The organism is Mucilaginibacter flavidus, assembly GCF_024055575.1.
GTDB classification, from domain to species: domain Bacteria; phylum Bacteroidota; class Bacteroidia; order Sphingobacteriales; family Sphingobacteriaceae; genus Mucilaginibacter; species Mucilaginibacter flavidus.
Genome location: NZ_JAMXOE010000028.1, coordinates 23593 through 50338 on the forward strand (window position 1 = coordinate 23593; position 26746 = coordinate 50338).

The window sequence follows — 26746 nt, forward strand, 5'->3', positions numbered from 1 at the left end:
TGTGTAAACCTATTTCAGGACGATACAATAATTCAAAATATCAATTTATAACCCACCCCCCGCATATTGATAATTTCAACCGCTGGATCATGTTGCAGGTGTTTGCGCAGTTTGGTTATAAAAACGTCCATAGTGCGGGTGTTGAAAAAGTTGTCATCGCCCCAAAGCTTTAGCAGCACGGCTTTACGGTCGAGCACCTCGTTTTTATGTTGAATAAGAAGAGACAACAGCTCGTTTTCGCGGTGGGACAGTTTGGCGGATAATTGTCCGTTAAACCAAAGTTCCTGTTTGGCGGTGTAAAAAGTGTACTGCCCAATGGCTACGCTGGCCGGGGCTGGGCTTGACGTTGAGCGGCGCAATAGCTCGTTCAGGCGTAGTATTAATTCCTCCAGACTGAAGGGTTTTTTAAGATAGTCGTTACCGCCGCTTTGGTAACCCTTTATTACATCCTCTGTTTGCGATTTTGCTGTCAAGAACAAAACCGGTAGCTGCTTATCTGTTTTACGCAGCTGTTCAACAAAGCTAAAGCCATCCATAAAAGGCATCATTACATCCACTATGCAAACATCGTATTCGCTTTTGCGGATGGCCTCCATGCCCAAAACACCGTTAGCCAGGTGGTTAACATTAAAGCCACGCGTTCGCATCGTTTCGCTTACAATTTTTGCAAGCTGCAATTCATCCTCCAACAACAGTACCCGTGCTTGCTTCATGATAAATTAGAGGTATGCTGATAATAAATTCCGTTCCGTTGCCGGGATTGCTCATTAAAGTAAGAGTGCCGTAGTGCCGCTCAATAATGCTTTTGGCATAGTTTAGGCCCAGGCCATAACCTTTAACGTTATGGATATCGCCCGAGGGAACGCGGAAAAAGCGGTCGAACACTTTATCCTGGTATTGTTGCGGGATGCCCGATCCGCTATCTGCAACCGATATGATAATATTGCCATTTTCCACCGATTGATTGATGTTGATTACCGAGCCGTTCCCGCTGTATTTTATGGCATTATCAAGCAAATTGGCTATTGCATTTTTAAGCAGGGATTCATCTGCCATGGTCGTTAACTCTTTATCCGCAATTTCACAATTTATGCTGACTCCGGCAGCGTCTGACTGTGGTTTATAATCCGTTATTATTTTATTTATTACTTGGCCGGTGTTTACCGCAACCAAATTAAGGCTGACGTTTTCCTGTTCGGATATTACATTCTTTAAAATCTGGTCAACAAGGTTAGCCAGGTTGCCTGCCTGTTGGCGTATAATGCCCACGTACTCGTCAGTCGAAACCTTGCTTAAATTAAAACCCTGTATCGCCTCGGCTGCTATATTAATAGTGGCTATGGGTGTTTTAAGCTCATGCGTCATGTTGTTTACAAAATCGTTTTTAAGCTCTGCCAGTTTTTGCTGCGATAGCAGGGTTTTAACGGTGTAGGCGTAGCAAAATATGGTGATGCCAATTAACAGGAAAGAAGAAACAAGCAGCCATTTCATCTCGCGTAAAAAAAATGAATCAGGGCTTTCAAAGCCGGCAAAAACCAGATCTTTTTGATGAGGCCTTTGCAGCCCGGCATTTATTGTACGGGTTAGAAATGAATTTTTGTTAGTTAGTTTGGCAGGGGCGATAACAAAAGGGGCATCAATCCCTTTTAACAGAAGCTCTTCTTTATAAAACCTATCCAGCGTGGCCCTATTGAGCCGGCTTTTATCAACTACTTTTTGCAGGCTGTCGCCAAGCCTTTGGGTGTAAAAATATACTATCCCATCTTTTAAATGATGCCGGAGGGTGGAATCGCCCATGTGATTGATAAATAGCTTTTTTGCTTCCGGGGTTACCTGGTGTAATTTCTCTTTAAAATCAGTTATCCCAAAATTTACTTCTCTATCTCCACCGGGGTATGGATGCGAGTCCTTCATGCGAAAAACAGTTGCGCTGTCCCTGTTTTGAACGTTACAGGTAATGGTAATGAATGCGGTATCCGCCAGCCAACCTTTAAACCGGGTTACTATCTTTTGCTCCCGTGCATCCATTTCCCGGTCAATAGCAACATTCAAAGCCTCGTTAATGTCATGCTTAAAAGCTATAACCGTACGGTTATAGTTCTGATAATTCCAGTACAGCTGCAATCCGGTAATGCCGGTAACACATACCGACATTAGTATCAAAATCAACTTGATGCGTTTTTTCACTGCTATAAAAGTACCACCTGTTTGTTTTATTAACGAAAACGTTAACACTAATTAACTGTGCTTAACTCGCGTTAACTTTTCTACCAGCATATTATACCGTTTTTTGAAAGAAAAACAACATGAAGAAGCTTACCCTGCTGCTAACTATAGTAACCAACCTCGCCCTTGCCCAGGTAAAAAATGGCGAAGCCGTTCCTGATATTGATTTCAAAACCGTTTTAAACGCGCCCCTTAAAACGGCTAACTTAAGTAACCTTAAAGGAAAGATTGTATTAATTGATTTTTGGGCAACCTGGTGCGGCTCGTGTATTGTGGCAATGCCGCATTTGCAGCAATTACAGAAAAAATATTCCGGCAAATTGCAAATCATTACAGTAACCGACGAAACAGTTAAGCGTACCGGGCAGTTTTTAACCAGCCGGCCATCAAACCTTTGGTTTGCTGTGGATACTGCCCGCGCAATAGCACAAGTCTTCCCGCACCAGTTGATTCCCCACGACGTGCTCATTTCGGCAGATGGCAAGCTCATTGCCAACACCAGTCCTGAATCAGTAACAGACAAAGTGATTGATAGCCTGCTGAACAACCAGGAGGTACACCTAGCTGAAAAGAAAGACAACACGATGGACTATGAGGAAATTATAAAAAAATACTTTTTTGCCGCCGATACGGTAAAAACCCGTTTCAATATGATGCCGGAAATAAAAGGTGCGCCGGGACTAAGCACAACGTGGATGCAGGATAGTACTTTTAAGGGCCGCAGGCTTACCTGTTTAAATTTAGGATTAACTACCCTTTACAGGCTGGCGAATGGTGATTTTCCATATTCAAGAATGGTAGACAAAACCGAAAAGGTGAAAAACCAGCCGGTATATTGCCTGGATATAATTGCAGCAAACAAAGCCGACCTTTTGCCAATGCTGCGAAAAGAACTTGCGAGGCGCTTTGATTTGCAGGCACGCGTTGAACAGCAAACCAAAGAGGTGTATGTGCTGAAAATAAACGACCCGGAGAAATTCAAAAGCATCCCCTTAAATACCTCGGGTAACCGAACTTACTACAGCCGGCATGGCGAAATTGACCAGCAGGACATGACAATGGCCGATTTTGCCGAATACCTGGAAAGCTATGGCATTGCGAAGTTGATACCTGTTATTGATGAGACTAAAAGCACCGGCAAGTTTGATATCAAATTTTCCTTTCAGCCGGAAAATTCGGCAAGCCTTACACAAATATTAACCAATATGGGGCTTAGCCTTGAAAAACAGCAGCGTAAGGTTGATATGCTGGTGGTGTATAAGGCAGGGGTGTGATTAGTGCCCATTCGTTTTTAACCACTGAGATACTGAGTAGCCACAGAGAGCACAAAGCCTTTTAATTTAAATAACGCAGATCAGCTAATCGCTTTTTTCTTCTCTGTGTACTCTGTGCCTTCTCTGTGACCTCTGTGGTTAAATTTTTACGCGCTGGTATTGTTATGATACACGAACAAACATTTTTCGTTAATTTTGCAGTAGCATGGGAGATTACCGCTTACAAGTTTCTATTGACCAGGATTCGGGCTTTTGCTTTGGCGTGGTATACGCCATTGATATGGCCGAAGAAATACTTGCCGAAGATGGTTACTTATATTGCCTTGGCGATATTGTGCATAATGACGAAGAAGTAGAACGCCTGAAAGCCAAAGGCCTGCGTATAATTGAGCACGCCGACCTGGTTAACCTGAAAAACGAAAAGGTGCTGATACGCGCCCACGGCGAAGCGCCGGATACCTATCGTACGGCATTAGAGAATAACATAACGCTGATTGATGCTTCGTGCCCGGTAGTGTTAAAGCTGCAAAACCGCATCAAAACCTCGTTCGACGCAAATGAGAAGATATTGATTTTTGGGAAACACGGCCATGCTGAAGTAGTGGGCCTGCAAGGGCAAACCAACAACGAGGCCCTGGTTTTCCAGGATATTGCCGAGTTGGACAATGTGGAGCTGCCGGAAAATATTACTCTTTATAGCCAGACCACCAAAAGCATGGAGAAGTTTTATAACATTAAAGACCAGCTTTTACAACGCGGCTACAACCTTAAAGCCAACGATACCATTTGCCGCCAGGTGTCAAATCGTGATAAAGATCTGCCGAAATTCGCTACAAAATTCAATAAGATTGTATTCGTATCGGGTCAAAAATCGTCGAACGGTAAGGTTTTGTTCGAGGTTTGCCGAAAGCATAACCCCGATACTTATTTTGTTTCGTCGGTTGGCGAGTTGCAAAGCTCCATGTTTTCGCCGGGTGATACAATTGGTATAGCCGGCGCTACCTCAACACCCATGTGGCTGATGCAGGATGTGAAGGCAGCCCTCGAAGCGTTTTAATTTTACTTCCTCATTCCAAATGCGGTGTTCATTATTAATATCAAATGATGAATGTTGAATATCCAATATCGAAGTGAACGAAATTATGTCTTCATCATCCTAAAGCTTCATTCAATTGTAACTAATTGCATAGCCATCAGCTCTATTTTCAACTAACCTCTAATCTCTAACCTCTAATCACTATTTTTGCTATGCAAAATAGATTATGATTAAAAAGGGAATTTTACTGGTTAATTTAGGTACGCCTGATAGCCCCGAAACAAAGGATGTTCGCAAGTATTTGAATGAATTTTTGATGGACCCGCGGGTTATCGATATCAACCCGATATCAAGGGCGTTGCTGGTGAAAGGAATAATTGCCCCGTTCAGGGCGCCAAAATCGGGCAAGCTTTATAAGCATATCTGGGACGATAAAACAGGCTCTCCACTGTTGCACTACAGCAAACTGCAGCACCAGGCATTACAGCAGCGTTTGGGCGACGAATACCAGGTTGAACTGGCGATGCGCTACCAAACCCCTTCCATCGAATCGGCATTAAACCGGCTAAAAACGGCGTTGGTTGAAAGTATACAGGTTATTGCCTTGTTCCCGCAATATGCATCAGCAAGCACCGGTTCGGTTTACGATAAGGTGATGGATATTGTACGCAAATGGCAAACCATCCCTACAATTTCATTCGTCAACTCGTTTCATAATAACCCGCTGATGATTGAAACCTTTGCCAATAACGGTAAAAAGCACAAGCCTGAAACCTATGACCATATCCTGTTCAGCTTTCACGGCCTGCCTCAAAGACAATTGATAAAATGCGATCATACGGGTAATCACTGCTTAAAATCTGCCGATTGCTGCCAAACACTTAGCAATGTAAATAAGTACTGCTATTCGGCGCAATCATACGATACCGCCCGTTTAATTGCCGAAAAATTAAATCTTCCGAAAGAAAAATATACCGTTTGCTTTCAATCACGCCTGGGCAGCGATCCATGGGTACAGCCATACACAAGCCAGGTAGTGGCTCAATTGGCCAAAGAAGGTAAAAAGCGCCTGCTGGTATTTTGCCCCGCTTTTGTTGCCGATTGTTTGGAGACTGTTTACGAAGTAACCGAAGAATACGGTGCCGAATTTAAGGCCCTTGGCGGTGAACACGTGCAATTGGTAGAAAGCCTCAACGATTCGCCAACCTGGATTGACGCACTGGAGGAAATGGTGCGGGGGAAGAAGTAGGCTGGGGTTCGTAGTAACAGCTTTCTTTTCGTCAATTGCGAGGAACGAAGCAACCTCTGCTAAGGACATTCAAGGTACGTTATGTTTGTGTAGAACTAAATGCGGCCAATAGATTGCCACAGCGCTTTTGCTTCGTTGATTGGCACGCGTAGAGGTTGCTTCGTTCCTCGCAATGACGCGTGGTGAGGCCAGTCCTGTCTATAATCGGTTTGAAAATCGGCTATCCCCTAAAACAACTGTTGAATAATATCATCTGCCGATAACCCTTCGGCTTCTGCATGATAGCTGCGTACAATGCGGTGACGTAGTATTGGTTTTGCAATAGCCTGCACATCTTCAATATCCGGCGAGTATTTACCATTGATGACGGCATGGCATTTAGCCCCAAGAATTAGAAACTGCGATGCCCGCGGCCCAGCGCCCCAGTTTAACAGGCGCTTTACCTGTGGCGCTGCCAATTCACCGTTAGGGCGGGTTTTTGCAACAAGCCTTACAGCATATTCAAGCACATTATCGGCAACAGGTATGTTTCGTACCAATTGCTGGAAATATATTATCTGCTCGGCATTCAGCAGTTTGTTAACTTTATGGGTATTAGTGCTGGTGGTATTTTTAACTACCTGCAGCTCCTCTTTAAATGTTGGATAGTCGAGCGCTACGTTAAACATAAAGCGGTCCAGCTGTGCTTCGGGCAATGGGTAGGTGCCTTCCTGCTCAATGGGGTTTTGCGTGGCTAAAACGAAAAACGGCTGCGAAAGTTTGTGTGTGATGCCCGCTGCGGTAACCGCCTTTTCCTGCATGGCCTCTAAAAGAGCAGCCTGTGTTTTTGGTGGGGTACGGTTAATCTCATCGGCCAGGATAATGTTTGCAAAAACCGGGCCCGGTATAAATTTAAAATTCCTGTCTTCGCCCAATATTTCAGAACCAATAATGTCCGATGGCATCAGGTCGGGCGTAAATTGTATGCGTTTAAAATCCAGGTCCAACACCTGCGATACGGTTTGTACCAGCAAAGTTTTTGCAAGCCCGGGTACTCCAACAAGCAGGCAATGACCATTGCTGAAAATGGAAATCAGCACAAATTTAAGCACTTCTTCCTGGCCTATTATTACCTTGCCAATTTCAGCAGTTATTTGCTGGTAAGCCTGCTTTAAAGCGTCAGCGGCTTCCACTTCCGAGCGGTGTTGCATATTTAACTTATTGTTTTACTTCGGCCGGTTTAGTATCGGCAGGTTTAGGCTCATCGGTTTTAACTTCTGATATTGTAGTTGCCGGCGTGCTCCAACCTTTTAATGTCGGGCAGCCCTGGTACTCCTGGTCAATACGCATAAATGTTTCTTTGCGCCTTTTTTCGAACCATTGGCTCACGGTAACATTCACTTTATTATTGTTGGCATATTCCTTCAGTTTCGGGTAATCCTGTGTAAGGTTAGCCTTGTGCGCATTGGTGGTTGATTTAAGGTACAAAATCTTATAGCCTTTTTTACCATCGGCACCTGTATATAAAAACGGTTTTGATATACTTCCAACCTTCATTGTATCCGTAATAAGCGCAACCTGTGGGTCGAGTTTATCGGTTGGAATATAGGTTGAACGGGCTTCAACATTTTCAGCATTCAGCAACATACCGCCATTAAACTTAGTTTCTTTATCATCAGAATAGGCCGCAGCCGCGTATGAAAAATAATCAAGGTTTTTTTGGCTCTTCATCATCAGGGCGTAAATACTGTCGGCCCTGGTTTTTGAGCGGTCTAAGCTTTCCTGCGTTACCACCGGTTGTATTATAATATGCCGCACGTGCACCTGTTCACCCCGCCGTTCAATCACCTGTAAAAAGTGAAAACCAAAGTCGGTTTCAAATACCGGTGAAATCTCTCCTGCTTTCAATTTAAATGCCATTGCAGTAAATTCTTTAACATAACCGGTACGGTCGTTAAAACCCAGGTCGCCACCTGCTGCTGCCGCCCCGTCCTGCGAATAGAGGCGGGCCAGCTTTCCAAAATCTTCCCCTGCTAAAACTCTTTTGCGCAACTCTTCGGCTTTGTTTTTGTACGCTTCCTTTTCAGCTGCGTTAAGCTTAGGCTGAAATACTATCTGGCCAACTTCCACCTCTTTGTTAAAAGTGGGCAAGCTATCCTTTGGGATGCCGTCAAAAAACTTTTTAACGTCCTGGGGGGTGGTATTTACGTTGGCAGTTATTTTTTGCTGCATTCTTTGGGCGATAAGGCCCTCTTTAATATCCGGACGAATCTCGTCCTTATATTGGATAACCGACCGGCCCAAAAACTGCTCCAGCCTGTCCTGTCCGCCGGCGCGCTGTATCATTTCGCGCATGCGGCGATCAACACTATTATCAACCTCGTCTTCTTTAACGTCAACGCTGTCGATGATTGCCTGTTGGGCGAGTAATTTTTGTGAAACCAATTGTTGCAATATATTACATTTAAAACTTGCATTAGGTGGCATACCCTGCGCAACATAAGTGGCATATTTTAGTTCAATGTCAGACTGAAGAATAATACCACTGCCTACAACGGCTGCAATTTTATCAAGCGTATGCTTTGGTTGGGCCTTAACGGCCGATATTAATAAAATAAAACTTAAAAGGGCTATCCCAAACTTTCTCATGTACCTTATGCTAATAAAAAACCGTCGCGCCAAAGGCGGACTAAAAACCTTCGAATTTCGGTAAAATTTATGAATTTTGAACTTTATAATTAACGCAATACCAGCAAACTAATTATAATTGTGCGAATATGCCCATAATGTATCAAACTGTTTAGCCGCATTTGGTTAAAAATTGTTAAAAATCACCTTAGGGCCGGCGGTATAATATTGTATTTAATTTTTTTACGCGGACTATCGTCATCTACTCCAGCCCATAATTTCCATCACTCTTAAAAACTCGTTGTGCAGTGGTGCTTTAATATGTACCTCCATTTTGGTAAGCGGGTGTGTAAAGGTTAATTCGGATGCGTGCAGCAGCATGGTATCCAGTTCCCATTGCTCCTTAAATAATTTGTTTTGTTTGTTGCAGCCGTGTGTGCGGTCGCCAATTATTGGGTGAAACACATGGGCGAAATGCTTGCGTAACTGGTGCATGCGGCCTGTTTGCGGATGAGCCTCAACCAGCGAGTAACGTGATGTAGGGTGATTGCCCAGCGGGATGTCAAGCTCGGCGCGGGCCAGGGTTTTGTATTTGGTAAACGCTTCCTGCAGGGTGCCGTTTTCTTTGCGCAGCGGGTAATCAATTTTTTCTTCATCCGGGGTATAGCCGCGTACAATAGCAAGGTATTTTTTGTTGACCAGGTTCTCCTGGAATTGCTGCTGCATCATTACCTCGGCCTCTTTATTTAGCGCAAATAGTAAAACGCCGCCTGTTTTACGGTCGAGCCGGTGGGCAGGGAATACTTTGTGGTTTAGCTGGTCGCGCAATATTTGCAGGGCAAATTCGGTAGCATCATTAGCAATTGAAGAGCGGTGCACCAACAATCCATGCGGTTTATTGATAGCCACTAAATCATCATCCTGGTATAAAATATCGAGCAATGCCATTATGGCGCGAAGGTAGGGCTTTTTGGCATCCTAACATCCATCATTTGCACACTCAACTTCATTCCACCGGGGTAAAAGTTGCAAACATATCGCCCGTCTCGGTCAGGGAGTTTAGCTGCGTAATATCACATACCTCAAAATATTCTTTCCACATTTTTAATACTTCGGGGTTTTGGTGCGCATTGGCAATGGCCTCGTCGCTCAGCCATTCAAAAACCTCTACAATGGTGCCATCTGCTGCCTCCATTACTACAGGTTCCCGGGTGGTCACCAGGCCTTCTTTCAGTAAACGCGAAACATGCGTTTTGGTCAGCTCCTTTAAAGCTTCGGCCTTGCCCGATTTGGGCTTGTAAGCTACTATAACTATTCGTCCCATAAGTGAATTTTGACAGCAATTTACGATTTTTAAAACCCGGCCCGGCTTATTTGGTTAGTGATTTATAGATTATTGAAGATTATGGCAAAGAGTGTGGCAGACCAGTTGGTGGAAATGCTGGTAAATGCAGGCATAAAGAGAATATATGCCGTTACCGGCGACAGTCTGAACCATGTAAACGATGCCGTAAGGCGCGAAGGGAGTATTGAATGGATACATGTACGCCACGAGGAAGCCGGAGCGTATGCTGCCGGCGCCGAAGCTCAATTAAACGGCCTTGCCTGTTGTGCAGGGAGTAGCGGGCCAGGCCATGTACATTTAATAAACGGATTATATGATGCTAACCGCTCTGGTGCTCCTGTTATTGCCATAGCCTCAACCCTGGCCAGTTTTGAGTTTGGCACCGAAGCTTTCCAGGAAACAAACACCATTAAACTTTTTGATGACTGCAGTAGGTACAACCAAATTGCCACTACTCCCAAACAATTCCCGCGCATGCTGCAGGCTGCTATGCAAGCGGCTATTCACCAAAAAGGGGTGGCTGTGCTGGGTTTGCCTGGCGATTTAACCATGCAGGATGCAGAAGAAATTACCACTGCCACGCAGGTTTTTACCTCAAGTGCAGTAGTTGTCCCATCAGCAGATGATCTGCACCAACTGGCTGGGATTATTGCCAAATACAATAAAATCACCATTTTTTGCGGCATAGGCGCTGCCAATGCGCACGATGAAGTTGTGGAGCTGGCTAAAAAAACAAATGCCACCGTAGCCTATTCATTCAGGGCTAAAATGGATATTCAGTATGATAACCCGAATGAAATTGGGATGACCGGATTACTCGGTTTACCCGCGGCGTTTCACAGTATGCACGAGAGCGACTTGCTGATTTTGCTCGGTACAGATTTTCCCTACACCCTTTTTATGCCGACCAAATGTAAGATCGTACAGGTTGATATTAAACCCGAGCGCATTGGCCGCCGGGCAAAGGTTGACGTGGGGTTGCATGGATCGGTTAAAGACACATTAATAGCCTTGCTCCCTTTGATCAAACAAAAAAAGGACAGCAGTTTTTTAAAAGCGCAATTAAAGCTTTATGCAGAAGTGAAGCAAAAGATGCAGACTTATGTGGACGATACCGGCAAAAAAGATTTGATACATCCCGAGTTTGTGGCGAGCCTGGTAAATAAGCTGGCTAAAAACGATGCCATTTTTACCGTGGATACCGGCATGTCGTGCGTGTGGGGCTCGCGGTATATAGAGGCCACCGGGCAGCGAAAAATGCTGGGCTCGTTCAATCACGGCTCAATGGCTAACGCAATGCCGCAGGCTATCGGTGCTGCTTTGGCTTGCCCCGGCATGCAGGTTATCGCCCTTTGCGGCGATGGAGGCCTGTCTATGCTGCTTGGCGATTTGGCCACCATCACCCAATATAAACTACCAATAAAAATCATTGTATTTAACAACCGCTCCCTGGGTATGGTGAAGCTGGAAATGGAAGTTGCCGGCCTGCCCGACTGGCAAACTGATATGTACAACCCTGATTTTGCAATGGTGGCCCAGGCAATGGGCATAAAAGGCTTTACTGTTAACGATCCTGATGGTGTTGAACAGGCTTTAAAGGAGGCTTTTATGTATAAAGGCCCAGCGTTGGTAAACATCATGACCGACCCCAATGCCCTGGCAATGCCGCCAAAAGTTGAATTTGAACAGGTAAAGGGCATGGCCCTATCCATGGGCAAGCTAATCCTTAGCGGCCGTATGGACGAAGTGCTGGATACTGTAAAAGGTAACTACAAACATCTGAAAGACTTGATCTGAGCCTTTATTTACGGCTTACTCAATGCAATTGTCCTTGCGCCTGGTATCTACAATGTAAATTATCTTCCAGCCTGCTGCGGTCTTCATCAGCGAGAAAACGTCTACGCCACAATGGCTGAATTTGTCGCCAAGGTAAAATTTGTAGGGCGCCCAAACGCTGGCCAGGTCGCCATCTATTTTTATATCGCCGTAAGTAATGCGCTCGTCGTACACGGAAGTGTGCGGAGTGCCGATTGCCTTTGCGAAATCGTTGGCGCTGTCGGTAGATATTACTGCTTTGCCTTCTTTATTGGTTGATATGCTTTGCAGCACCATTTCTTTCGCGAAAACAGATTTTAGTAATGTGCTGTCGCCTTTGCGCATGGCATCAAACATGGTATTGATGGATTGCTTAACGCCATCGGTAGCCGACTGTTGGGCGAATGCTGCAAATGCAGCTATCAGCATAAAATTTATTAGCAGTAATTTTTTCATAACTAATTATTTGATACAAATTAAGTAAATTTGTTTATGGCGCAAATTGATTATAAAAATTATATAGAAGTCGACCCTGAGATAAGGTTCGGCAAGCCTATAATAAAAGGCACCAGGATAACTGTTTATGACGTTTTGCAATGGCTTGCATCGGGGATGAGTCATGATGAAATTATTAGCGATTTTCCGCAGTTAAATAAGACACAAATATTAGCTTGCCTTGCTTATGCTGCTAATAAAGAGCGCGTTATTAAGGTAGCGTAACAATGCGTCTTATAACCGACGAAAATATTTCGTGGCGTATAAAAAAGCTAATTCCCGATTGGGAAATACTGCCATCCAACGAAATTTAATCAATACAAAAGCTATCCGATTTGTTTATATGGCGATTTGCGAAAGCTAATAATTACAATATCCTATCGTTCGCCGAGGATTTCTCGGAACTTCAAAATTTATATTCTTACCGCCTAAAATAATCTGGCTTAGAACCGGAAACATCAGCACAATTGAGATAGCGACTACCCTGCTAAAACTTGAAAAAGATATCAGTGCATTTTTAGTTAACAACGAGGCCGGTGTTTACGAAATACACCTATAATATCTTCATACGTTGAATGGGCTGTTAATGCCCATTCTTGACTTTAATTATATCCATAACAGTGGTCAAAAATATAAATGCCGCTATTAACCACACAGAAGCCTTGGTCAGCCTTTTCATTGGGAGTAAGAAATGATCCTTTAATTGGTCTTGCTCATCAGCATTAGTTACGCCATTAATTTCCCTGGCAACAATTTGGTTATTTATAAAATAGAAGGTAATAAATGCGTGGATAAGAAAGAATAAGATAACCCAACCTGAAGCCCTAAAGCCCGCTTTCCGGAGCGGCCCAAGATTATATTGGTGATTGTAATACTCCGGATTAATAAATGTGAAATAGATAACATACAGCAGGTACAGCACGAAAAACGACAAGGGTATCAGCGTATTCCATTTAAATAAAGTTGATTTGATACCGCACCACCTGATAAAGCCCAAAACAAGCAAAGCCTGGTAAGAAATTATTATGGTCAACCCCAGCACGGAAAGGAAGTTTGCTACGGCAAAATTTGTTTGAAAATTATCTTTAGCTGGGTTCGGAATATTTAATAAAGCAAAGCCCGCGATAAATGGTAAAAAAAGTGCAAATGTTTGCCAGGTGTTTAACTTAATATGCATGAATATAAGGGTAGTTATTATGCCATTAAAGGTAATCTTTCTATGTGGAAATGAAATAAAAAAGCCCCGCATTTACTGCGAGGCTCCAAATCATTATTATAAGATCAGTTAGGACATTTTAAGTTTCTTCTGAATATCGGCTACGTAGCCTTTGAATTTCTTATCTGTATCAATCAAATCTTCAACCGTTTGGCAGGCATAAATAACCGTCGAGTGGTCGCGACCGCCAAAGAAGTGGCCGATTGATTTTAATGAGCTTTTGGTGTGAGCCTTGGCCAGGTACATTGATATCTGGCGGGCTTGTACAATTTCACGTTTGCGGGTTTGTGATTTTACCATTTCTATCGGCACCTCAAAATACTCGCAAACCAGGTTCTGGATATACTCCATCGAAATCTCTTTCGATGAGTTCTTCACAAAGTTTTTCAACATTTGTTTAGCCAGGTTCAAATCAATTTCCTTACGGTTAAGGGTTGATTGTGCCAGCAGGGACACCATCGCGCCTTCCAGTTCACGTACGTTGTTGTCGATATTGTGGGCAACGTACTCAATAACATCGTTTGACAGTTCGATGCCGTCCTGGTAGGTTTTATTTTTGAGGATGGCCATGCGGGTTTCCAAATCAGGGATTTGCAAATCGGCAGAAAGGCCCCATTTAAATCTTGATAAAAGGCGTTCTTCTAAACCGGCCAAATCCTTAGGTGCTTTATCGGAGGTAATGATAACTTGCTTACCCGATTGGTGCAGGTGGTTAAAGATATGGAAGAAGAAATCCTGGGTTTTTTCTTTGCCGGCAAAGTTGTGCACATCGTCCATTATCAGCACGTCAATGGCCTGGTAAAAATTTACGAAGTCGTTAATGTTGTTATGCTTCAGGGCGTCAACAAATTGCTGGGTGAATTTTTCGCATGATACGTAAAGCACCAGCTTATCGGGTAGCGAGTTTTTAATTTCGTTGCCAATGGCCTGTGCCAGGTGGGTTTTACCCAAACCAACACCGCCGTATATCATCAGTGGGTTAAATGAAGTGCCACCCGGTTTGGCCGCTACCGCGTACCCTGCCGAACGCGCCAGCCTGTTGCAATCGCCTTCAACAAAATTGTTGAAAGTGTAGTTGCGGTTAAGCTGCGGATCAACATTCAGCTTTTTCAAGCCCGGGATAACAAAGGGGTTTTTTATGTCCTTATTTATTGAAATTGGTATCGGCATCGACTGATTTTTTGATTCAGCGCCATTCCCGTTAGAAGGTAAATTTGTGGTGTATGGCTTGCTGGATGATGACTGTTCTACTACTATGTTGTACTCCAAACGTCCATCGTCGCCTAATTGTTTTTTTATTGTTTTGCGCAGCAGGCTAACATAGTGTTCTTCCAGCCATTCGTAAAAAAATAAACTTGGAACTTGTATCGTTAAAACGCTCCCTTCCATCCTCAAAGCTTTTATTGGCTCAAACCAGGTTTTAAAGCTTTGTGCCGGTATGTTGTCTTTGATTATTTGCAGGCAGCTATTCCAAACGTTAGTACAAGTTTTTTCCATTCGTAAATTTTATTAAAATGTTGATTTCCAACCCCCAGCGAAACATCTTTTGGAACTGCTACGGAACACCGAATATTCAAAAAAAAGGTGGATTAAAAAATTTAATTTTACTTTTTTAGCAAAATAAATTTAACAAATATTAACGCGCTTTGTAGTATAAATTGAATATAAAATGTTATACTTCGTGGTTTAAAACGCAGGCAATATCTTGCCGTTTACTTATTCCAATACTTTTTTAATTATTTCTCCAGTCCTATTCTCCGCCATCCATTTCCTGCTTCGCGCAGGGGCTTAGCAGTTATCAATTTCTAAGCCATAATAACCAAAATTATTCCCTAAAGTTTTAAGATTTGTTTAACTGGCTGATAATGGTGTGAATAAAAAAAATCCGGTGTGGATAACATTCTGCCATGAAGATATTTTGGCAGTTTTTAGCTGTCAATACTCGCCAAAGACGTGGCGCAACGTGTCAGAGATTTCCCCAAGTGTGGCATAGTTTTCAACAGCGTCTAAGATAAACGGCATTAAATTGGCAGTTCCTTTCGCTGCGTTGTCAAGTTTTTGCAGGCAGTTATTAACAGCATTATTATCCCTGGAATTTTTAAGTGAGGAAATTTTCTCGCTCTGCATTTTGCGAATAGAGTCGTCTACCCTGAAAACATTGATCGCCGGGGCCTCGGCTTCGGTAAATTTATTAACACCCACCAATATCCTTTCACCGCTTTCAATTTCGGTTTGATATTCGTATGCCGAGCGGGCAATTTCCTGCTGGATATAATCCTGCTCAATAGCTTTTACCGAGCCCCCCATGATGTCAATTTTATCAATATAAACCTGCGCAGCTTTTTCAATCTCGTCGGTTAGCGCCTCTATAAAATAAGAGCCGGCCAATGGGTCGACAGTATCGGTAGCCCCGCTTTCAAAGGCGATAATCTGTTGTGTACGCAGGGCTATTTTTGCAGCTGCCTCGGTTGGCAGTGAAATGGCCTCGTCGTACCCGTTGGTATGTAATGACTGTGTGCCGCCTAATACGGCCGCCAGCGCCTGGTTGGTAACCCGCACTATATTATTCATAGGCTGTTGTGCGGTTAAAGTTGAGCCGCCCGTTTGGGTATGGAAGCGCAGCTTTTGCGCGCCGGCGTCGGTGGCACCCAGATCCTTTGTAATATGTGCCCACATGCGCCTCGCAGCCCTGAACTTGGCAATCTCCTCGAAAAAATTATTATGGCAGTTAAAAAAGAATGAAAGCCGTTTGGCGAATACATTTATATCAAGGCCCTTTTGCAGCGCTGCTTTTAAATAGGTTTTTCCATTGGCCAATGTAAATGCCAGTTCCTGTACAGCGGTTGATCCAGCTTCGCGAATGTGGTAACCTGATATGGATATGGTGTTCCATTTGGGCACTTCCTTGCTGCAATACTCAAACACGTCGGTTATCAGCCGCATTGATGCTTCGGGTGGGTATATATAGGTGCCGCGTGCAGCATACTCCTTTAATATATCATTTTGTATGGTTCCCGAAATTTGTTTTAAGTCGGCCCCCTGCTTTTTTGCCAGTGCAATGTACATCGCCAATAATATAGGTGCGGTAGCATTGATCGTCATGGAGGTGGTAATATTCTTCAGCTCGATGCCATCGAAAAGTATTTCGATATCTTTTAATGAATCTATTGCAACACCAACCTTGCCAACCTCACCTTCAGAAAGTTCGTGATCCGAGTCGTAACCAATTTGCGTAGGCAGATCAAACGCTACCGAAAGCCCCATGGTACCCTGACCAAGCAAATAATGATAGCGTTTGTTTGATTCTTCGGCTGTTGAAAAACCGGCATACTGGCGCATGGTCCACGGCCGGCCACGATACATGTCCTTTTGTATCCCGCGGGTAAACGGAAACTCGCCCGGAAGCTCATTCATCTCCGAGGGCTCGGTATAAACTTCCTTTATTTCAATGTTCGATGTAGTGGTAAACTTCTTTTCGCTCATATATAATATATATGCTTGGCCTTTTTTCCTAATCTCTAATCACCAATCAACTAACCTCAAAATATCTCCTCAACATCTTTCCTCAGCATACTGGCGCCAACTTCGTATGGATTGTCTTCCAGTTCGGCAATGATTGCCAGTATCATTTTGGCCAACTCAAGACCGGTCGCAGCTTCGGGCATGCCTTTGGCTGCATTATTAATAATGCCAAGTGTATTTTCCCGTACATGTTTTACTACGCCCCAGGCGCGGCTGCTTACATAAATTTGCTGGGTAATGTTATGCTGGTATTCGTTGCGGATTTCCTCTATTATAATACTGTACAACTCGTGCGCCGAATATCCCGAGGCGTTCAGGCGTACCAGCATATTGGCAGGGTTTACCCGTTCAATAAATAATACCAGGCGCTCATAGGCCTGCAGGCGCAATGGCAGGGTTTGCTGGCTGATGGTTTTTTTAAATTCGAGCAACTGTATTTTCTCGTCACGGTCTAAATACGGCTTTATTAAATAAAAGGCTATCCATACAATACCCAGGCCGGCAATGGTGTATTTTAAAATATCTAAAAAGTACGGTAAAAAATTCATGCAAGTGAATGTTAAATGCGGGTCATAAATATATTGGCTCGCGCAAAAATCCGCATTTTACCTTATATTTGTATAGTTAATTGAAAATAAGATGAGTACTGCTGTTGAAACTGCAACCGGCCCGGTAACCTTTACCACAGGCGCGGTAAAAGAGTTGAATAAATTGAAGAGCCAGCAAGAAATCGGCGACGATTTTGGCTTGCGAGTGGGTGTTGAAGGTGGCGGCTGTTCTGGTATGAACTACATTTTGGGTTTCGACCAGAAAAAGGAAGGCGACCAGGAGTATATTATTGATGGCATAAAGGTATTTATGCACAAGGCACATGGTCTGTACCTGGTAGGCATGCAAATTGATTTCCAGGATGGTTTAAATGCACGCGGGTTTACCTTTAATAACCCTAACGCGGCAAGTACTTGCGGTTGCGGAACATCGTTTTCGGTGTAAGCTAAAGTAAGGCTTTAAAATATAAAAGGCGAAATGTGGACAAACACGTTTCGCCTTTTTTTATGGCCCGGGCATTTTCCGGCGGTAACCCCGCGCCAATTGATTTGAATGGAGATTTACGGTTTGCATGGCGTAGGGGTTCAAAATTTTGAACCCCTACTGCGTTCCATTTTTACGCGGACGGATGGAACATGCTGATTATCCAAATAATCGCCATTGCTTACACCATCATCGCGCAGGGTATTACAGAAGGACCAAACTTTGGATATAATTGCGGAGGATATCATGATTGGTTGATTTTTTTTCTCAAATTAATTTTGCATCGTAAATTTACGATTGCACGGCGGGTAGGGGTTCAATATTTTGAACCCCTACCACGGATTACATTTTGAACCCAACCATTAAAACCTGCACAATAATATGAACTATAAAAAAAAATACAACCCGGCAATTCATCACCGCAAATCAATCAGGTTAAAAGGATATGATTATTCACAAAATGGGTTATATTTTATAACCATTTGCACCTATAACCGTGAATGTTTGTTTGGCGAGATTATCGGTAAAGAAATGATATTGAACGATGTCGGTAAAATAGCCAACGAATGCTGGGTAAATATACCCGAACATTTCCCCAATGCGGTTTTGCATGAATATGTTGTTATGCCTAACCATGTCCATGGAATTATCGAATTGTCAGGCACGGCGATGGCCAGGGATGAAAATAACGTTGGGGTTCAACACGTGGGGGAACAAACCGTAGGGGTTCAAAATTTTGAAACCCTACCACCGGCACCATCACCGCAAAATCAATTTCAACATATAATACCCCGTTCAATCGGGTCAATTGTTCGGGGATATAAGATTGGTGTGACGAAATTTTTTCGGGACAACACAGATGTTTACCATGTTTGGCAACGCAATTATCACGAACATATCATCCGGTCGGAACAATCATATTTGCGGATTTCAGAATATATTATAAACAACCCCGAGGTGTGGGAAAATGATAAATTCTATCGGCGATAAAAAAATACCTGCACGGCGTAGGGGTTCAAAATTTTGAACCCCTATCACGTATTACATTTTGAACCCCTGAGTTTGATATGATTGCGGGGATGGTGGCATGATTGGTTTATTTATTTTATTCCCCAATTAATTTGAATGGAAATTTATGGTTTGCATGGCGCAGGGGTTCAAAATTTTGAACCCCTACTCTTCAATAGGTTTTGTAATTTCTATTTGGGCACAACAGTTTGCCGCTATAAAAAATCCAATTAAAATAAGCAGGTGTTTTTTCATTTTGCGCTGTCAATAGCCTTTGCAAATCCATCCAATGTATAAGGCCCGTATCCCATCGAATGCAATTTCACTTTGCCATCTTTCCCGATAATAACATTAGTTGGATACCCTTTTATACCATATTTAGTTGCAAGCTCGCGACCATCACTAACAATGTGGTAGGCAAACGGGTTCTCCTTTAAAAATTCTTTTAACTTATCTTTCTCATCTGTTGCTACCGCGATAAAAACAATATCCGGATTGCCGGCGTATGTCGCAGCAATCTTGTTCAGCTCGGGGATTTCCTGGCGGCAAGGCGGGCAGTTTATAAACCAAAAGTTTAAAACCACTATCTTACCTTCTAAGCTTTTTGGGTCGAGTTTATAGCCTTCTATATCCTTTGCCTTAAAAAGTTCCAGCGGTTCGTTGGTTTTTATTACGCCGGTTTCGTCTGGTGACGAAATCATCATTTTCACCCTGGCTATGTCTGCGGCGCTTCTCTTCACCAGTGTAAACTCCGTTGCGCTGTCGGTTAGTTTATTGTTGCTTATGAGGTTGTATTGGCCGGTAAGTATTAATTTATGCCAATCATTATAGGCATACCTGGTACCGATAGAATCTTTAACAACCGTATTCGAATCGATATTTGCAGCTCTTTTAATAACTGTGGTAGTTGTGCCGGCCGCAGTTGTGCGGGTTGTTGTCCCGGTAATGGTTTCCGTCGCCACCTGTGCATTAGCTGCCATTGACGAGGCTATTAAGAACAAAAAGATTATTTTTTTCATAAATTAAGAAAGGCTTAGGTGCTATAGTTTTGTTAAAATCCAATATGCGGCAGGTGCGTCAGCAAATAAACACATCCCGAAAAAAACAGCAAAGCAATAGAATATGGTATCAGGTCGGGAAATTCAAATTGTTTGAAAAGCCTGCGTTTTGTTGTAGGGCTGTTGTGTAATACCATATTAGTTTAGCCGATATTAAATTGCTGATACTAAGTTATGTAAATTAAAACGGCAAATCAATTTATTATTAAAGGGATCTAAAACCCCCTTGCCGCGGCCTTAACCCACGTTTCCAAATCTACCATTGGCTGCGGGTTATTCTTAATCCATTGTGCGCTTTCAGGTGTGCTTGAACTTATCAGCCTTGCAAAGGCCGCCATATTTGGCGACAAGGCCATTTGATAAAAATAGGCAGCCATATATTTCCTGAAAAAATCGTTGCCGGTTTGCCTTTCGGCCAGTTGGCCGATATTGGTAAATATTGCTTTTAATTCTGCAGTCAGCAAATCACCGGCAGATGCGTATTTGCGTTTGCTAAAATCGGCGACCGCCTGGGTTATTGCCTGGTTAAGAGCATTGGTGTTAGCATCAATGCCATGCTGCGCCATTTCGCCTGGCTCGGGCTTTAAATTGCCGCCCTGTATAATATGCTGGATATTGCCATAGGCTTCGGAACTGCGGGGCGTGTTTGGTTCCTGCAAAATAAAGCTGCAGAAACCCAGCAATGCCTGGGCGCGTTTATTTTGATGAAAGCTTACCAGCGCATACATACGTTGCGTGCTGGCATGCTTTGGGTCAAGCTTTATTGCATCGATGGCTTTTGTCTCCGCCCCGGCGTATTGCTTATTTTTAAAATAGATTAAGCCTGATAAGTCGTAAGCTGCTACCCTTAATTTTTCATCGCCGATGATTACCTTTTGAAGATAAGGTAATCCATCCGTCCCTTTATCCGACAAAAACAACGAATAAGCCAGTTGATAATTCGTAAACATACTCCCGGTATCAATTTTTAAGGCCTGCCGGTATTTATCTATTGCTTCAGCATATTTTTTTTCATCATTCAGCTTTACGCCTTCTTTAACCAGTGCCCGGGCGTCATCTGTATTTTGCGCCGATGTTTCACCAGAGGCAACCGTTATAAAAATGCATATTATTAGGTATTTAATATATTTCATCTGCTAAAATTAGGAAGTGCGATTAACTAAAAGAAAAAATATTTAAAACATTACTTTATAACTGCTGTATAATTTCTGACTTTTGCACGTTAAAACGCGAACATCTGCTTTATGAAATTAGTATATACACCCATTATAATATTTGCTTTTTCCCTGTCTTCCCTAACATCGTGCTCGTCCAAACAAAGTGATAAAAAAACAGCTCCGTTACCCGGCCCTCAAGCCCCTTTTGATACGAAGGCGTTTTTAGCCTACAACCCGAAGGATGGGGATAAAAAAATTGATGCCGTGATGCAGAACCTGCATAAAACACGCGCTTTTAACGGCAATGTGCTGGTGGCCAAACATGGCAAAATAATATACGAAAAAGCGATTGGCTGGGCCGATTACCTGCACCGCGACAGCCTGAAAATAAACTCCCAATTTGAACTGGCCTCGGTTACCAAAACCATTACATCTACAGCCATACTGATGCTGTGGGAGCAAGGAAAACTAAAGCTGGACGACGATGTAAAGAAATTTTTCCCGGATTTCCCTTATGATGGAGTAACTATCCGTCTGCTGCTCACCCACCGCTCCGGGATGATGAACTATGTATATTTTACCGACGATTTATATCGCGCCGAACACCGCCTGCAACGCAAGGGGATTAGCAACGCCGACGAAATGGCGTTGATTGCCCAGTATAAGCCCCGTCCTTTTAATAAACCCAACGTCAGGTTTTTGTATAACAATTCAAACTTTATGGTGCTGGGCAGCATAATTGAAAAAGTAACCGGTCAATCATACGCTGATTTTGTAAAAACGCACATTTTTAAACCATCTGGGATGGAGCATACAGCCGCCTATTCAAAAGCGGTATACGATAAAATACCGGTTGATGTGGTGGGACACGACAGGGGGCAATGGCGCTACTCGGTAGCGCAGAACTTCCTGGATGGCCCGCTGGGCGATAAAGGCGTTTACAGCACAGTGGGCGACCTTTGGCTTTTCGACCGGTCGTTACGTAGCGGCAGGCTGTTGAAACAAGCCACTATGGATTCGGCATACGTACCGCGTAACCCTATGATCCATGGTCATTTTAGTTATGGTTACGGCTGGCGTATTTTTGAAGCCCCGGGTAAGCAGGTTATTTACCACACCGGTTGGTGGCATGGTTTCCGTCATATTTATTTGCGCGATATTAAAGATGACATTACCATTGTACTGCTATCAAACCTTTCAAATGGCAGCCTGTTAAAACTTGATGACCTGTTTAATGCCGCTGGTATGCCTATAGTGCGCAAAAGCGCTTATAAAGGTAATGGCGATACGAGTGATGACTAATTTTGTTGAAACGTTGTAATGTTTGAATGTTGAAATGTTAGCTTTATTTTTGCTTAAGTCAACATTACAACTTTTCACCGTTAAAACATTAAAACAACAAGACCATGTTCGATAAACTAATGCAGGCCCAGCAAAAGGCGGGCGAGGTAAAACAGCGCTTAGATGCGATAACTGTAACCGGCACCGCCGAGGGTGGAATGATTACCGTGACCGCCAATGCCAATAAAGCTATCCAATCGGTAGCAATTGACGACGATTTTTTTAAAGACGCAGATAAAGAGCAACTGGAGGAGCTTTTAGTTATTGCCATAAACAAGGCAATGGAGCAGGCCGAGAATGTAAGCCAGAGTGAGATGGGCGCCATGGCCAAAGATATGTTTGGCGGCCTGGGCGGTCTGTTTTAAGCGTTTTGATTTATACCTGTATTAATAAATATACCCTATGAAAACTACATTTTACGGGCAGTCAACCTTTATGCTTGAAGCCGGAGGGAAAAAACTATTGTTCGACCCATTTATTACCCCAAACCCTGAAGCAAAGGATATAGACATCCACAGTTTGAAGCCTGATTATATTTTGGTTTCGCACGGGCACGGCGACCACGTGGCCGATTTACTTGCCATACAAAAAAGCAGCGATGCCATAATAATCTGCATTGCCGAAATAGCGAATTGGTTGGGCAAACATGGCATAAATAATGCACACGGTATGAACATTGGCGGAGGCTTCAATTTTGAATTTGGCCGCGTAAAAATGGTAAATGCCATACACTCGAGTACATTGCCAGATGGTTCGCCGGGGGGAAATCCGGCGGGCTTTGTATTATATGTGGATGGAAAAGTTGTTTACTACGCAGGCGACACCGCCTTAACTTACGACATGAAACTGCTGGCCGACGAAAACCTGGATTGGGCCTATCTGCCTATTGGCGATAACTATACCATGGGCGTTGACGACGCAATAAAAGCCTCCGGGTTTATCAATTGCAAAAACATTATCGGTATGCATTATGATACTTTCCCGGTTATAAAAATTGATGTTGCCGAAGCAGAAGCAAAGTTTGTAAAGGCTGGCATCAATATTAAACTGCTAAAAATTGGCGAAAGCGTGGAGTTATAAAATTCCTCCTCGTACTTGTCAATGACAAGCTCTTTTAAAGCAAAAAGCCAGGAAAACTACCCCTGGCTTTTTGCTTTATTACGAGATCGTCTTTCGGACTAAATTAAATCACTGTCCCGTTTGCAATAACTGCACGTTTTTTCACTATCACAATGCCATCCTGCACTACGTAAGCGCCATAGTCGCCATTGGCAAGCGGCTCTCCTACGTTTATCGTAACGTCATCGCCGATGCAGGCGTTTTTATCAATAATGGCATTGCGGATATGGCATCTGTCGCCAATGCCCATAATAGGCGTCTGGCTTTCGTGCGATTCGGTAATTTGCTCCAGCGTTTGGTAGTTATCATTACCCATTACGTAGCAGTTTTCAATAACGGTTTCAAAGCCTATGCGGGTACGGATACCTATCAATGACCTGGTTAGCTGTTTTGCGTTGATGATACATCCATCGGCAATAATTACCTTATCCACATGTGTCCCCGACATTTTTGATGGCGGGAGCATGCGCGCACGGGTATAAATTGGGTGTTTATCAAACAAGTTAAATTGAGGGATGTCATCAGTTAAGCCGATGTTAGCTTCAAAAAATGATGGTATGGTACCGATATCTGTCCAATAACCCTCATATTGGTAGCTTAATACTCTGTGGTCGGTAATTGACTGCGGGATAATCTCCTTGCCAAAGTCGGTGCGTTCGTTACCTTCCAGCAATTCGTATAACAGCTTTTTATTAAAGATGTAAATACCCATTGAAGCCAGGTAAACACGGCCCTCAGCTTCCATTTGCGGACTAACCTCAGATGCCCAGCTCTCAAAGTTCGATTTCGGCTTTTCGATAAAGGCGGTTATCATGTTATTGTCGTCGGCCTTCAAAATACCAAAACCGGGAACATCATTTGCATGTACGGGGATGCTTGCTATTGAAATTTCCGCATTTGCAGCAACGTGTTTTTCAATCATATCGCCAAAATCCATCTGGTACAACTGGTCGCCCGATAGGATCAGTACGTATTCAAACTCATGTACGGCCAGGTGATGAAGGCATTGCCTAACCGCATCGGCAGTGCCCTGGTACCAGCCTACGTTGGTTGGGGTTTGCTCGGCAGCCAAAATATCAACAAACGCCTCGCTGAAATTGCTGAAGTGATAGGTGTTTTTTATATGCTTGTTCAGCGACGCCGAATTGAACTGGGTCAACACATACATGCGGTGGATGCCTGAATGAAGACAGTTTGAAATAGGGATATCCACCAAACGGTATTTACCCGCAATTGGTACCGCCGGCTTTGAGCGGGTGGTAGTTAACGGGGCCAAACGGCTGCCCTGGCCTCCGCCAAGAACAATGCAAATTACTTTAGAGGTCATATAGTTGGATTTAAGCTTTCGTATAAGGTTATATATTCTTTTGCTGAGCGGTCCCACGAAAAATCGAGCGCCATTATCACTTTGCGCAGGGCCTGGAAATGTTTGTCGTTATTATAAAGTGTTATTGCACGTGTAACTGCCATGCAAATATCTTCTACACTTGCATGATTATACCTTATGCCATAACCGCCTTCGTCGCCAAAATCAATTACGGTGTCATGTAATCCACCAGTGTTGCGCACCATTGGTAGTGTACCGTAACGCAACGAATATAGCTGGTTTAAACCACAAGGTTCAACGCGCGATGGCATCAGCAAAAAGTCGGCGCCTGCATAAATAGTATGGGCAAGGGCTTCATCATAGCCTATAAATACGTTGCATTGTTCGCTGTAAAAGTCGCGCAATTGCAGCAGTTCTATTTCGGTCTCTTTATCGCCTGCACCTAAAACAAGGAAGTTAAACTGGCCGGGGTGCTCGTTAAAGCTTTCCTCCATGGCAGTTGCAATCAGGTCGGCGCCTTTTTCAACAACCAGGCGGCCGATAAAGGCAATCAGTGGTTTATCTGTCGATAAGTTGAACCGGGTACATAAAACTTCCTTATTTGCCTGCTTGCCTTTTGGGAAAGTGTTGATGGTAAATTTTGCCGGCAGCATCGGGTCGGTTTTGGGGTTCCATACCGCCGTATCAATGCCATTTAGAATGCCCGTGCCTTTGCCCTTTTCGAGGTAAAATAAAAACTCCAGGCCATTTGAGTTAATGGTAAGCTCTTCCAGGTATGTGGGAGAAACCGTGGTGTAACGCCAACAGCATTTAACCGCGCAGGCCAAAGGGTTAATGGCTCCGGCCCAATCCAGCAACCCGGTTCTTGATAAATCAATCTCGGGAAGGTAGGATAGCTTGTCCCAGCCGAAGGCGCCATGATATTGCCCGTTGTGGATGGTAAATACAGTTGGCGTGGCAGCCAGCCGGGTGTATAATCTTGAATGTTGCAAAAGGAACGGCACCAGCCCCGAATGATGATCATGACAATGAATCAAATCGGGCGACTGCTGCGAATAGCTGATCCAATCTAAAAATGCTATCTGGAAAGCAATGAACTGCTCTGTTTCGTCGGGATAGCTGTAAATTTCGGTACGGTCGATAAGTCCCGGGATTTTTACCAGATAGAGTTCGAAACCTAGTTTATCAGTTTTCTCTTTTAATATCTCAAAAAACAAACGGCGTGTGCCTAATAAGGTCGAACTAACAAAAACGGTATCGAATTCGTTTTCCTGGACAAATTTACGGTCGTAATAAGGCATTACCACAGCAGCCTGGTGTCCGGCCTGGTTTTGATATTTGGGCAACGCGCCCACAACATCGGCAAGGCCGCCAACTTTTGCAACTGGGTAACACTCGGCACTTAGGTGAAAAACTCTCATAGGAGGAATTTATTGGCTCAATTTAAGCAAACAATTGTTTAAATATAGAACCCTGCGGCCTATAATCTGTTTAAAAAAATAATTTTTATTATTTGTTTACCCGATGTGGCTATTCATTTATAAAATACAAGGCTTAATGCTTGAATTTTATAATATTGATATTTTTTGGATGCGGATCAGTCCGGTTTTTAAGAAAATCGTAATGAGCTATTGGTTGAATTAGCTCCATCTTGTCCGAATTTTGCCTGTTTAGCCGGTCTGCTATCGCACCCGGCCGATCTTCGAATACGAAGGCGTCACCGGTCTGCAGGCATCCCACTTACAAAAATGGAACACTAAGCGAAGATGGCATAAAAATCAGAGTCGTTGATAATCAGCATATTTCACAGCGTTCCGGGTGTTCCGCGTGTGAAAATGGAACGCTTTGCCGGTGTAAAGATCACCTGTATGGGGAATATTACACGATCAATGCACCCCGCTGTTAACGGTCAAAAAAAG

At 43.5% G+C, this 26746-nt stretch carries 27 protein-coding genes; 11 read left to right on the plus strand and 16 right to left on the minus strand.

Going from position 1 to position 26746, the window contains the following annotated elements:
- Positions 1-32: 32 nt before the first annotated feature.
- Both NAF19_RS26390 and NAF19_RS30865 read right to left on the minus strand, forming a co-directional pair.
- Positions 33-713, minus strand: coding sequence for a response regulator transcription factor (locus tag NAF19_RS26390; protein ID WP_252793369.1), 681 nt, complete (start codon positions 711-713; stop codon positions 33-35).
- Positions 679-2187 carry a sensor histidine kinase gene (locus NAF19_RS30865; protein ID WP_252793370.1) on the minus strand — a complete coding sequence of 503 codons (1509 nt, stop codon included), beginning with the start codon at positions 2185-2187 and terminating at the stop codon, positions 679-681. The genes NAF19_RS26390 and NAF19_RS30865 overlap by 35 nt, the downstream gene beginning before the upstream one ends.
- A gap of 119 nt (positions 2188-2306) precedes the next feature.
- Between NAF19_RS30865 and NAF19_RS26400 the strand changes: the two genes are divergently transcribed.
- The 3 genes from NAF19_RS26400 (at position 2307) to hemH (ending at position 5785) form a co-directional block, all read left to right on the plus strand.
- A complete protein-coding gene (locus NAF19_RS26400; protein WP_252793371.1) occupies positions 2307-3500 on the plus strand; it encodes a TIGR03435 family protein in 1194 nt (397 codons plus the stop codon).
- 205 nt (positions 3501-3705) lie between these two features.
- Positions 3706-4557 (plus strand): 4-hydroxy-3-methylbut-2-enyl diphosphate reductase, encoded by an 852-nt coding sequence (locus NAF19_RS26405; protein WP_252793372.1) that lies wholly within the window; start codon positions 3706-3708, stop codon positions 4555-4557.
- Positions 4558-4762: 205 nt separating this feature from the next.
- The gene (gene hemH / locus NAF19_RS26410; protein WP_252793373.1) at positions 4763-5785 is read left to right on the plus strand and encodes a ferrochelatase; all 1023 of its coding nucleotides are present in this window, start codon (positions 4763-4765) and stop codon (positions 5783-5785) included.
- Positions 5786-6012: 227 nt separating this feature from the next.
- Here the strand turns inward: hemH and NAF19_RS26415 are convergent, their stop codons facing one another.
- From NAF19_RS26415 to NAF19_RS26430, 4 genes are all read right to left on the minus strand, one after another.
- Positions 6013-6975, minus strand: a complete 963-nt coding sequence (locus NAF19_RS26415; RefSeq protein ID WP_252793374.1) for an AAA family ATPase — start codon at positions 6973-6975, stop codon at positions 6013-6015.
- 7 nt (positions 6976-6982) lie between these two features.
- Positions 6983-8413 carry a peptidylprolyl isomerase gene (locus NAF19_RS26420; RefSeq protein ID WP_252793375.1) on the minus strand — a complete coding sequence of 477 codons (1431 nt, stop codon included), beginning with the start codon at positions 8411-8413 and terminating at the stop codon, positions 6983-6985.
- A gap of 237 nt (positions 8414-8650) precedes the next feature.
- Entirely contained in the window at positions 8651-9334 is a 684-nt protein-coding gene (locus NAF19_RS26425; RefSeq protein WP_252793420.1) for a pseudouridine synthase, read from the minus strand.
- A gap of 64 nt (positions 9335-9398) precedes the next feature.
- Positions 9399-9716, minus strand: a complete 318-nt coding sequence (locus tag NAF19_RS26430) for a hypothetical protein (RefSeq protein WP_252793376.1) — start codon at positions 9714-9716, stop codon at positions 9399-9401.
- A gap of 81 nt (positions 9717-9797) precedes the next feature.
- Between NAF19_RS26430 and NAF19_RS26435 the strand changes: the two genes are divergently transcribed.
- Positions 9798-11534: a thiamine pyrophosphate-dependent enzyme gene (locus NAF19_RS26435; RefSeq protein WP_252793377.1), complete on the plus strand. Its 1737-nt coding sequence runs from the start codon at positions 9798-9800 to the stop codon at positions 11532-11534.
- 15 nt (positions 11535-11549) lie between these two features.
- Here the strand turns inward: NAF19_RS26435 and NAF19_RS26440 are convergent, their stop codons facing one another.
- Positions 11550-12008: a nuclear transport factor 2 family protein gene (locus tag NAF19_RS26440; RefSeq protein WP_252793378.1), complete on the minus strand. Its 459-nt coding sequence runs from the start codon at positions 12006-12008 to the stop codon at positions 11550-11552.
- Between the two features lie 36 nt (positions 12009-12044).
- Here NAF19_RS26440 and NAF19_RS26445 point away from each other — a divergent pair, with 36 nt between their 5' ends.
- Together NAF19_RS26445 and NAF19_RS30870 are read left to right on the plus strand one after the other, a co-directional pair.
- Entirely contained in the window at positions 12045-12272 is a 228-nt protein-coding gene (locus NAF19_RS26445) for a DUF433 domain-containing protein (protein ID WP_252793379.1), read from the plus strand.
- Between the two features lie 208 nt (positions 12273-12480).
- On the plus strand, positions 12481-12606 hold the full coding sequence (locus NAF19_RS30870; RefSeq protein WP_370362919.1) for an immunoglobulin domain-containing protein: 126 nt from the start codon (positions 12481-12483) through the stop codon (positions 12604-12606).
- 24 nt (positions 12607-12630) lie between these two features.
- Here NAF19_RS30870 and NAF19_RS26450 read toward each other — a convergent pair whose 3' ends face one another.
- The 4 genes from NAF19_RS26450 to NAF19_RS26465 form a co-directional block, all read right to left on the minus strand.
- Positions 12631-13224 carry a hypothetical protein gene (locus NAF19_RS26450; RefSeq protein ID WP_252793380.1) on the minus strand — a complete coding sequence of 198 codons (594 nt, stop codon included), beginning with the start codon at positions 13222-13224 and terminating at the stop codon, positions 12631-12633.
- Positions 13225-13332: 108 nt separating this feature from the next.
- The gene (gene dnaA / locus NAF19_RS26455) at positions 13333-14760 is read right to left on the minus strand and encodes a chromosomal replication initiator protein DnaA (RefSeq protein ID WP_252793381.1); all 1428 of its coding nucleotides are present in this window, start codon (positions 14758-14760) and stop codon (positions 13333-13335) included.
- Positions 14761-15198: 438 nt separating this feature from the next.
- Positions 15199-16746, minus strand: a complete 1548-nt coding sequence (locus NAF19_RS26460) for an acyl-CoA mutase large subunit family protein (RefSeq protein WP_252793382.1) — start codon at positions 16744-16746, stop codon at positions 15199-15201.
- A gap of 56 nt (positions 16747-16802) precedes the next feature.
- Complete coding sequence (locus NAF19_RS26465; protein ID WP_252793383.1) at positions 16803-17333, minus strand: DUF7935 family protein; 531 nt, start codon at positions 17331-17333, stop codon at positions 16803-16805.
- A gap of 91 nt (positions 17334-17424) precedes the next feature.
- Here NAF19_RS26465 and NAF19_RS26470 point away from each other — a divergent pair, with 91 nt between their 5' ends.
- The gene (locus tag NAF19_RS26470) at positions 17425-17778 is read left to right on the plus strand and encodes a HesB/IscA family protein (protein WP_252793384.1); all 354 of its coding nucleotides are present in this window, start codon (positions 17425-17427) and stop codon (positions 17776-17778) included.
- Between the two features lie 140 nt (positions 17779-17918).
- Here NAF19_RS26470 and NAF19_RS26475 read toward each other — a convergent pair whose 3' ends face one another.
- Positions 17919-18065: a hypothetical protein gene (locus tag NAF19_RS26475; protein ID WP_252793385.1), complete on the minus strand. Its 147-nt coding sequence runs from the start codon at positions 18063-18065 to the stop codon at positions 17919-17921.
- 133 nt (positions 18066-18198) lie between these two features.
- On the opposite strand from NAF19_RS26475, the gene NAF19_RS26480 reads away from it, so the two are divergent.
- A complete protein-coding gene (locus NAF19_RS26480) occupies positions 18199-18807 on the plus strand; it encodes a transposase (RefSeq protein ID WP_252793386.1) in 609 nt (202 codons plus the stop codon).
- Between the two features lie 269 nt (positions 18808-19076).
- Here the strand turns inward: NAF19_RS26480 and NAF19_RS26485 are convergent, their stop codons facing one another.
- Together NAF19_RS26485 and NAF19_RS26490 are read right to left on the minus strand one after the other, a co-directional pair.
- Positions 19077-19844 carry a TlpA family protein disulfide reductase gene (locus tag NAF19_RS26485; RefSeq protein ID WP_252793387.1) on the minus strand — a complete coding sequence of 256 codons (768 nt, stop codon included), beginning with the start codon at positions 19842-19844 and terminating at the stop codon, positions 19077-19079.
- A gap of 254 nt (positions 19845-20098) precedes the next feature.
- Positions 20099-21016: a tetratricopeptide repeat protein gene (locus tag NAF19_RS26490; protein WP_252793388.1), complete on the minus strand. Its 918-nt coding sequence runs from the start codon at positions 21014-21016 to the stop codon at positions 20099-20101.
- A gap of 111 nt (positions 21017-21127) precedes the next feature.
- On the opposite strand from NAF19_RS26490, the gene NAF19_RS26495 reads away from it, so the two are divergent.
- The 3 genes from NAF19_RS26495 (at position 21128) to NAF19_RS26505 (ending at position 23461) form a co-directional block, all read left to right on the plus strand.
- The gene (locus NAF19_RS26495; protein WP_252793389.1) at positions 21128-22342 is read left to right on the plus strand and encodes a serine hydrolase domain-containing protein; all 1215 of its coding nucleotides are present in this window, start codon (positions 21128-21130) and stop codon (positions 22340-22342) included.
- 104 nt (positions 22343-22446) lie between these two features.
- Positions 22447-22746, plus strand: a complete 300-nt coding sequence (locus NAF19_RS26500) for a YbaB/EbfC family nucleoid-associated protein (protein WP_252793390.1) — start codon at positions 22447-22449, stop codon at positions 22744-22746.
- A gap of 37 nt (positions 22747-22783) precedes the next feature.
- The gene (locus NAF19_RS26505; RefSeq protein ID WP_252793391.1) at positions 22784-23461 is read left to right on the plus strand and encodes a metal-dependent hydrolase; all 678 of its coding nucleotides are present in this window, start codon (positions 22784-22786) and stop codon (positions 23459-23461) included.
- Between the two features lie 103 nt (positions 23462-23564).
- On the opposite strand, the gene NAF19_RS26510 is transcribed toward NAF19_RS26505, so the two are convergent.
- Positions 23565-24827, minus strand: coding sequence for a glucose-1-phosphate adenylyltransferase (locus tag NAF19_RS26510; RefSeq protein ID WP_252793392.1), 1263 nt, complete (start codon positions 24825-24827; stop codon positions 23565-23567).
- Positions 24824-26248, minus strand: a complete 1425-nt coding sequence (locus NAF19_RS26515) for a glycogen synthase (RefSeq protein WP_252793393.1) — start codon at positions 26246-26248, stop codon at positions 24824-24826. Before NAF19_RS26515 ends, NAF19_RS26510 begins: the two co-directional genes overlap by 4 nt.
- Positions 26249-26746: the final 498 nt, after the last annotated feature.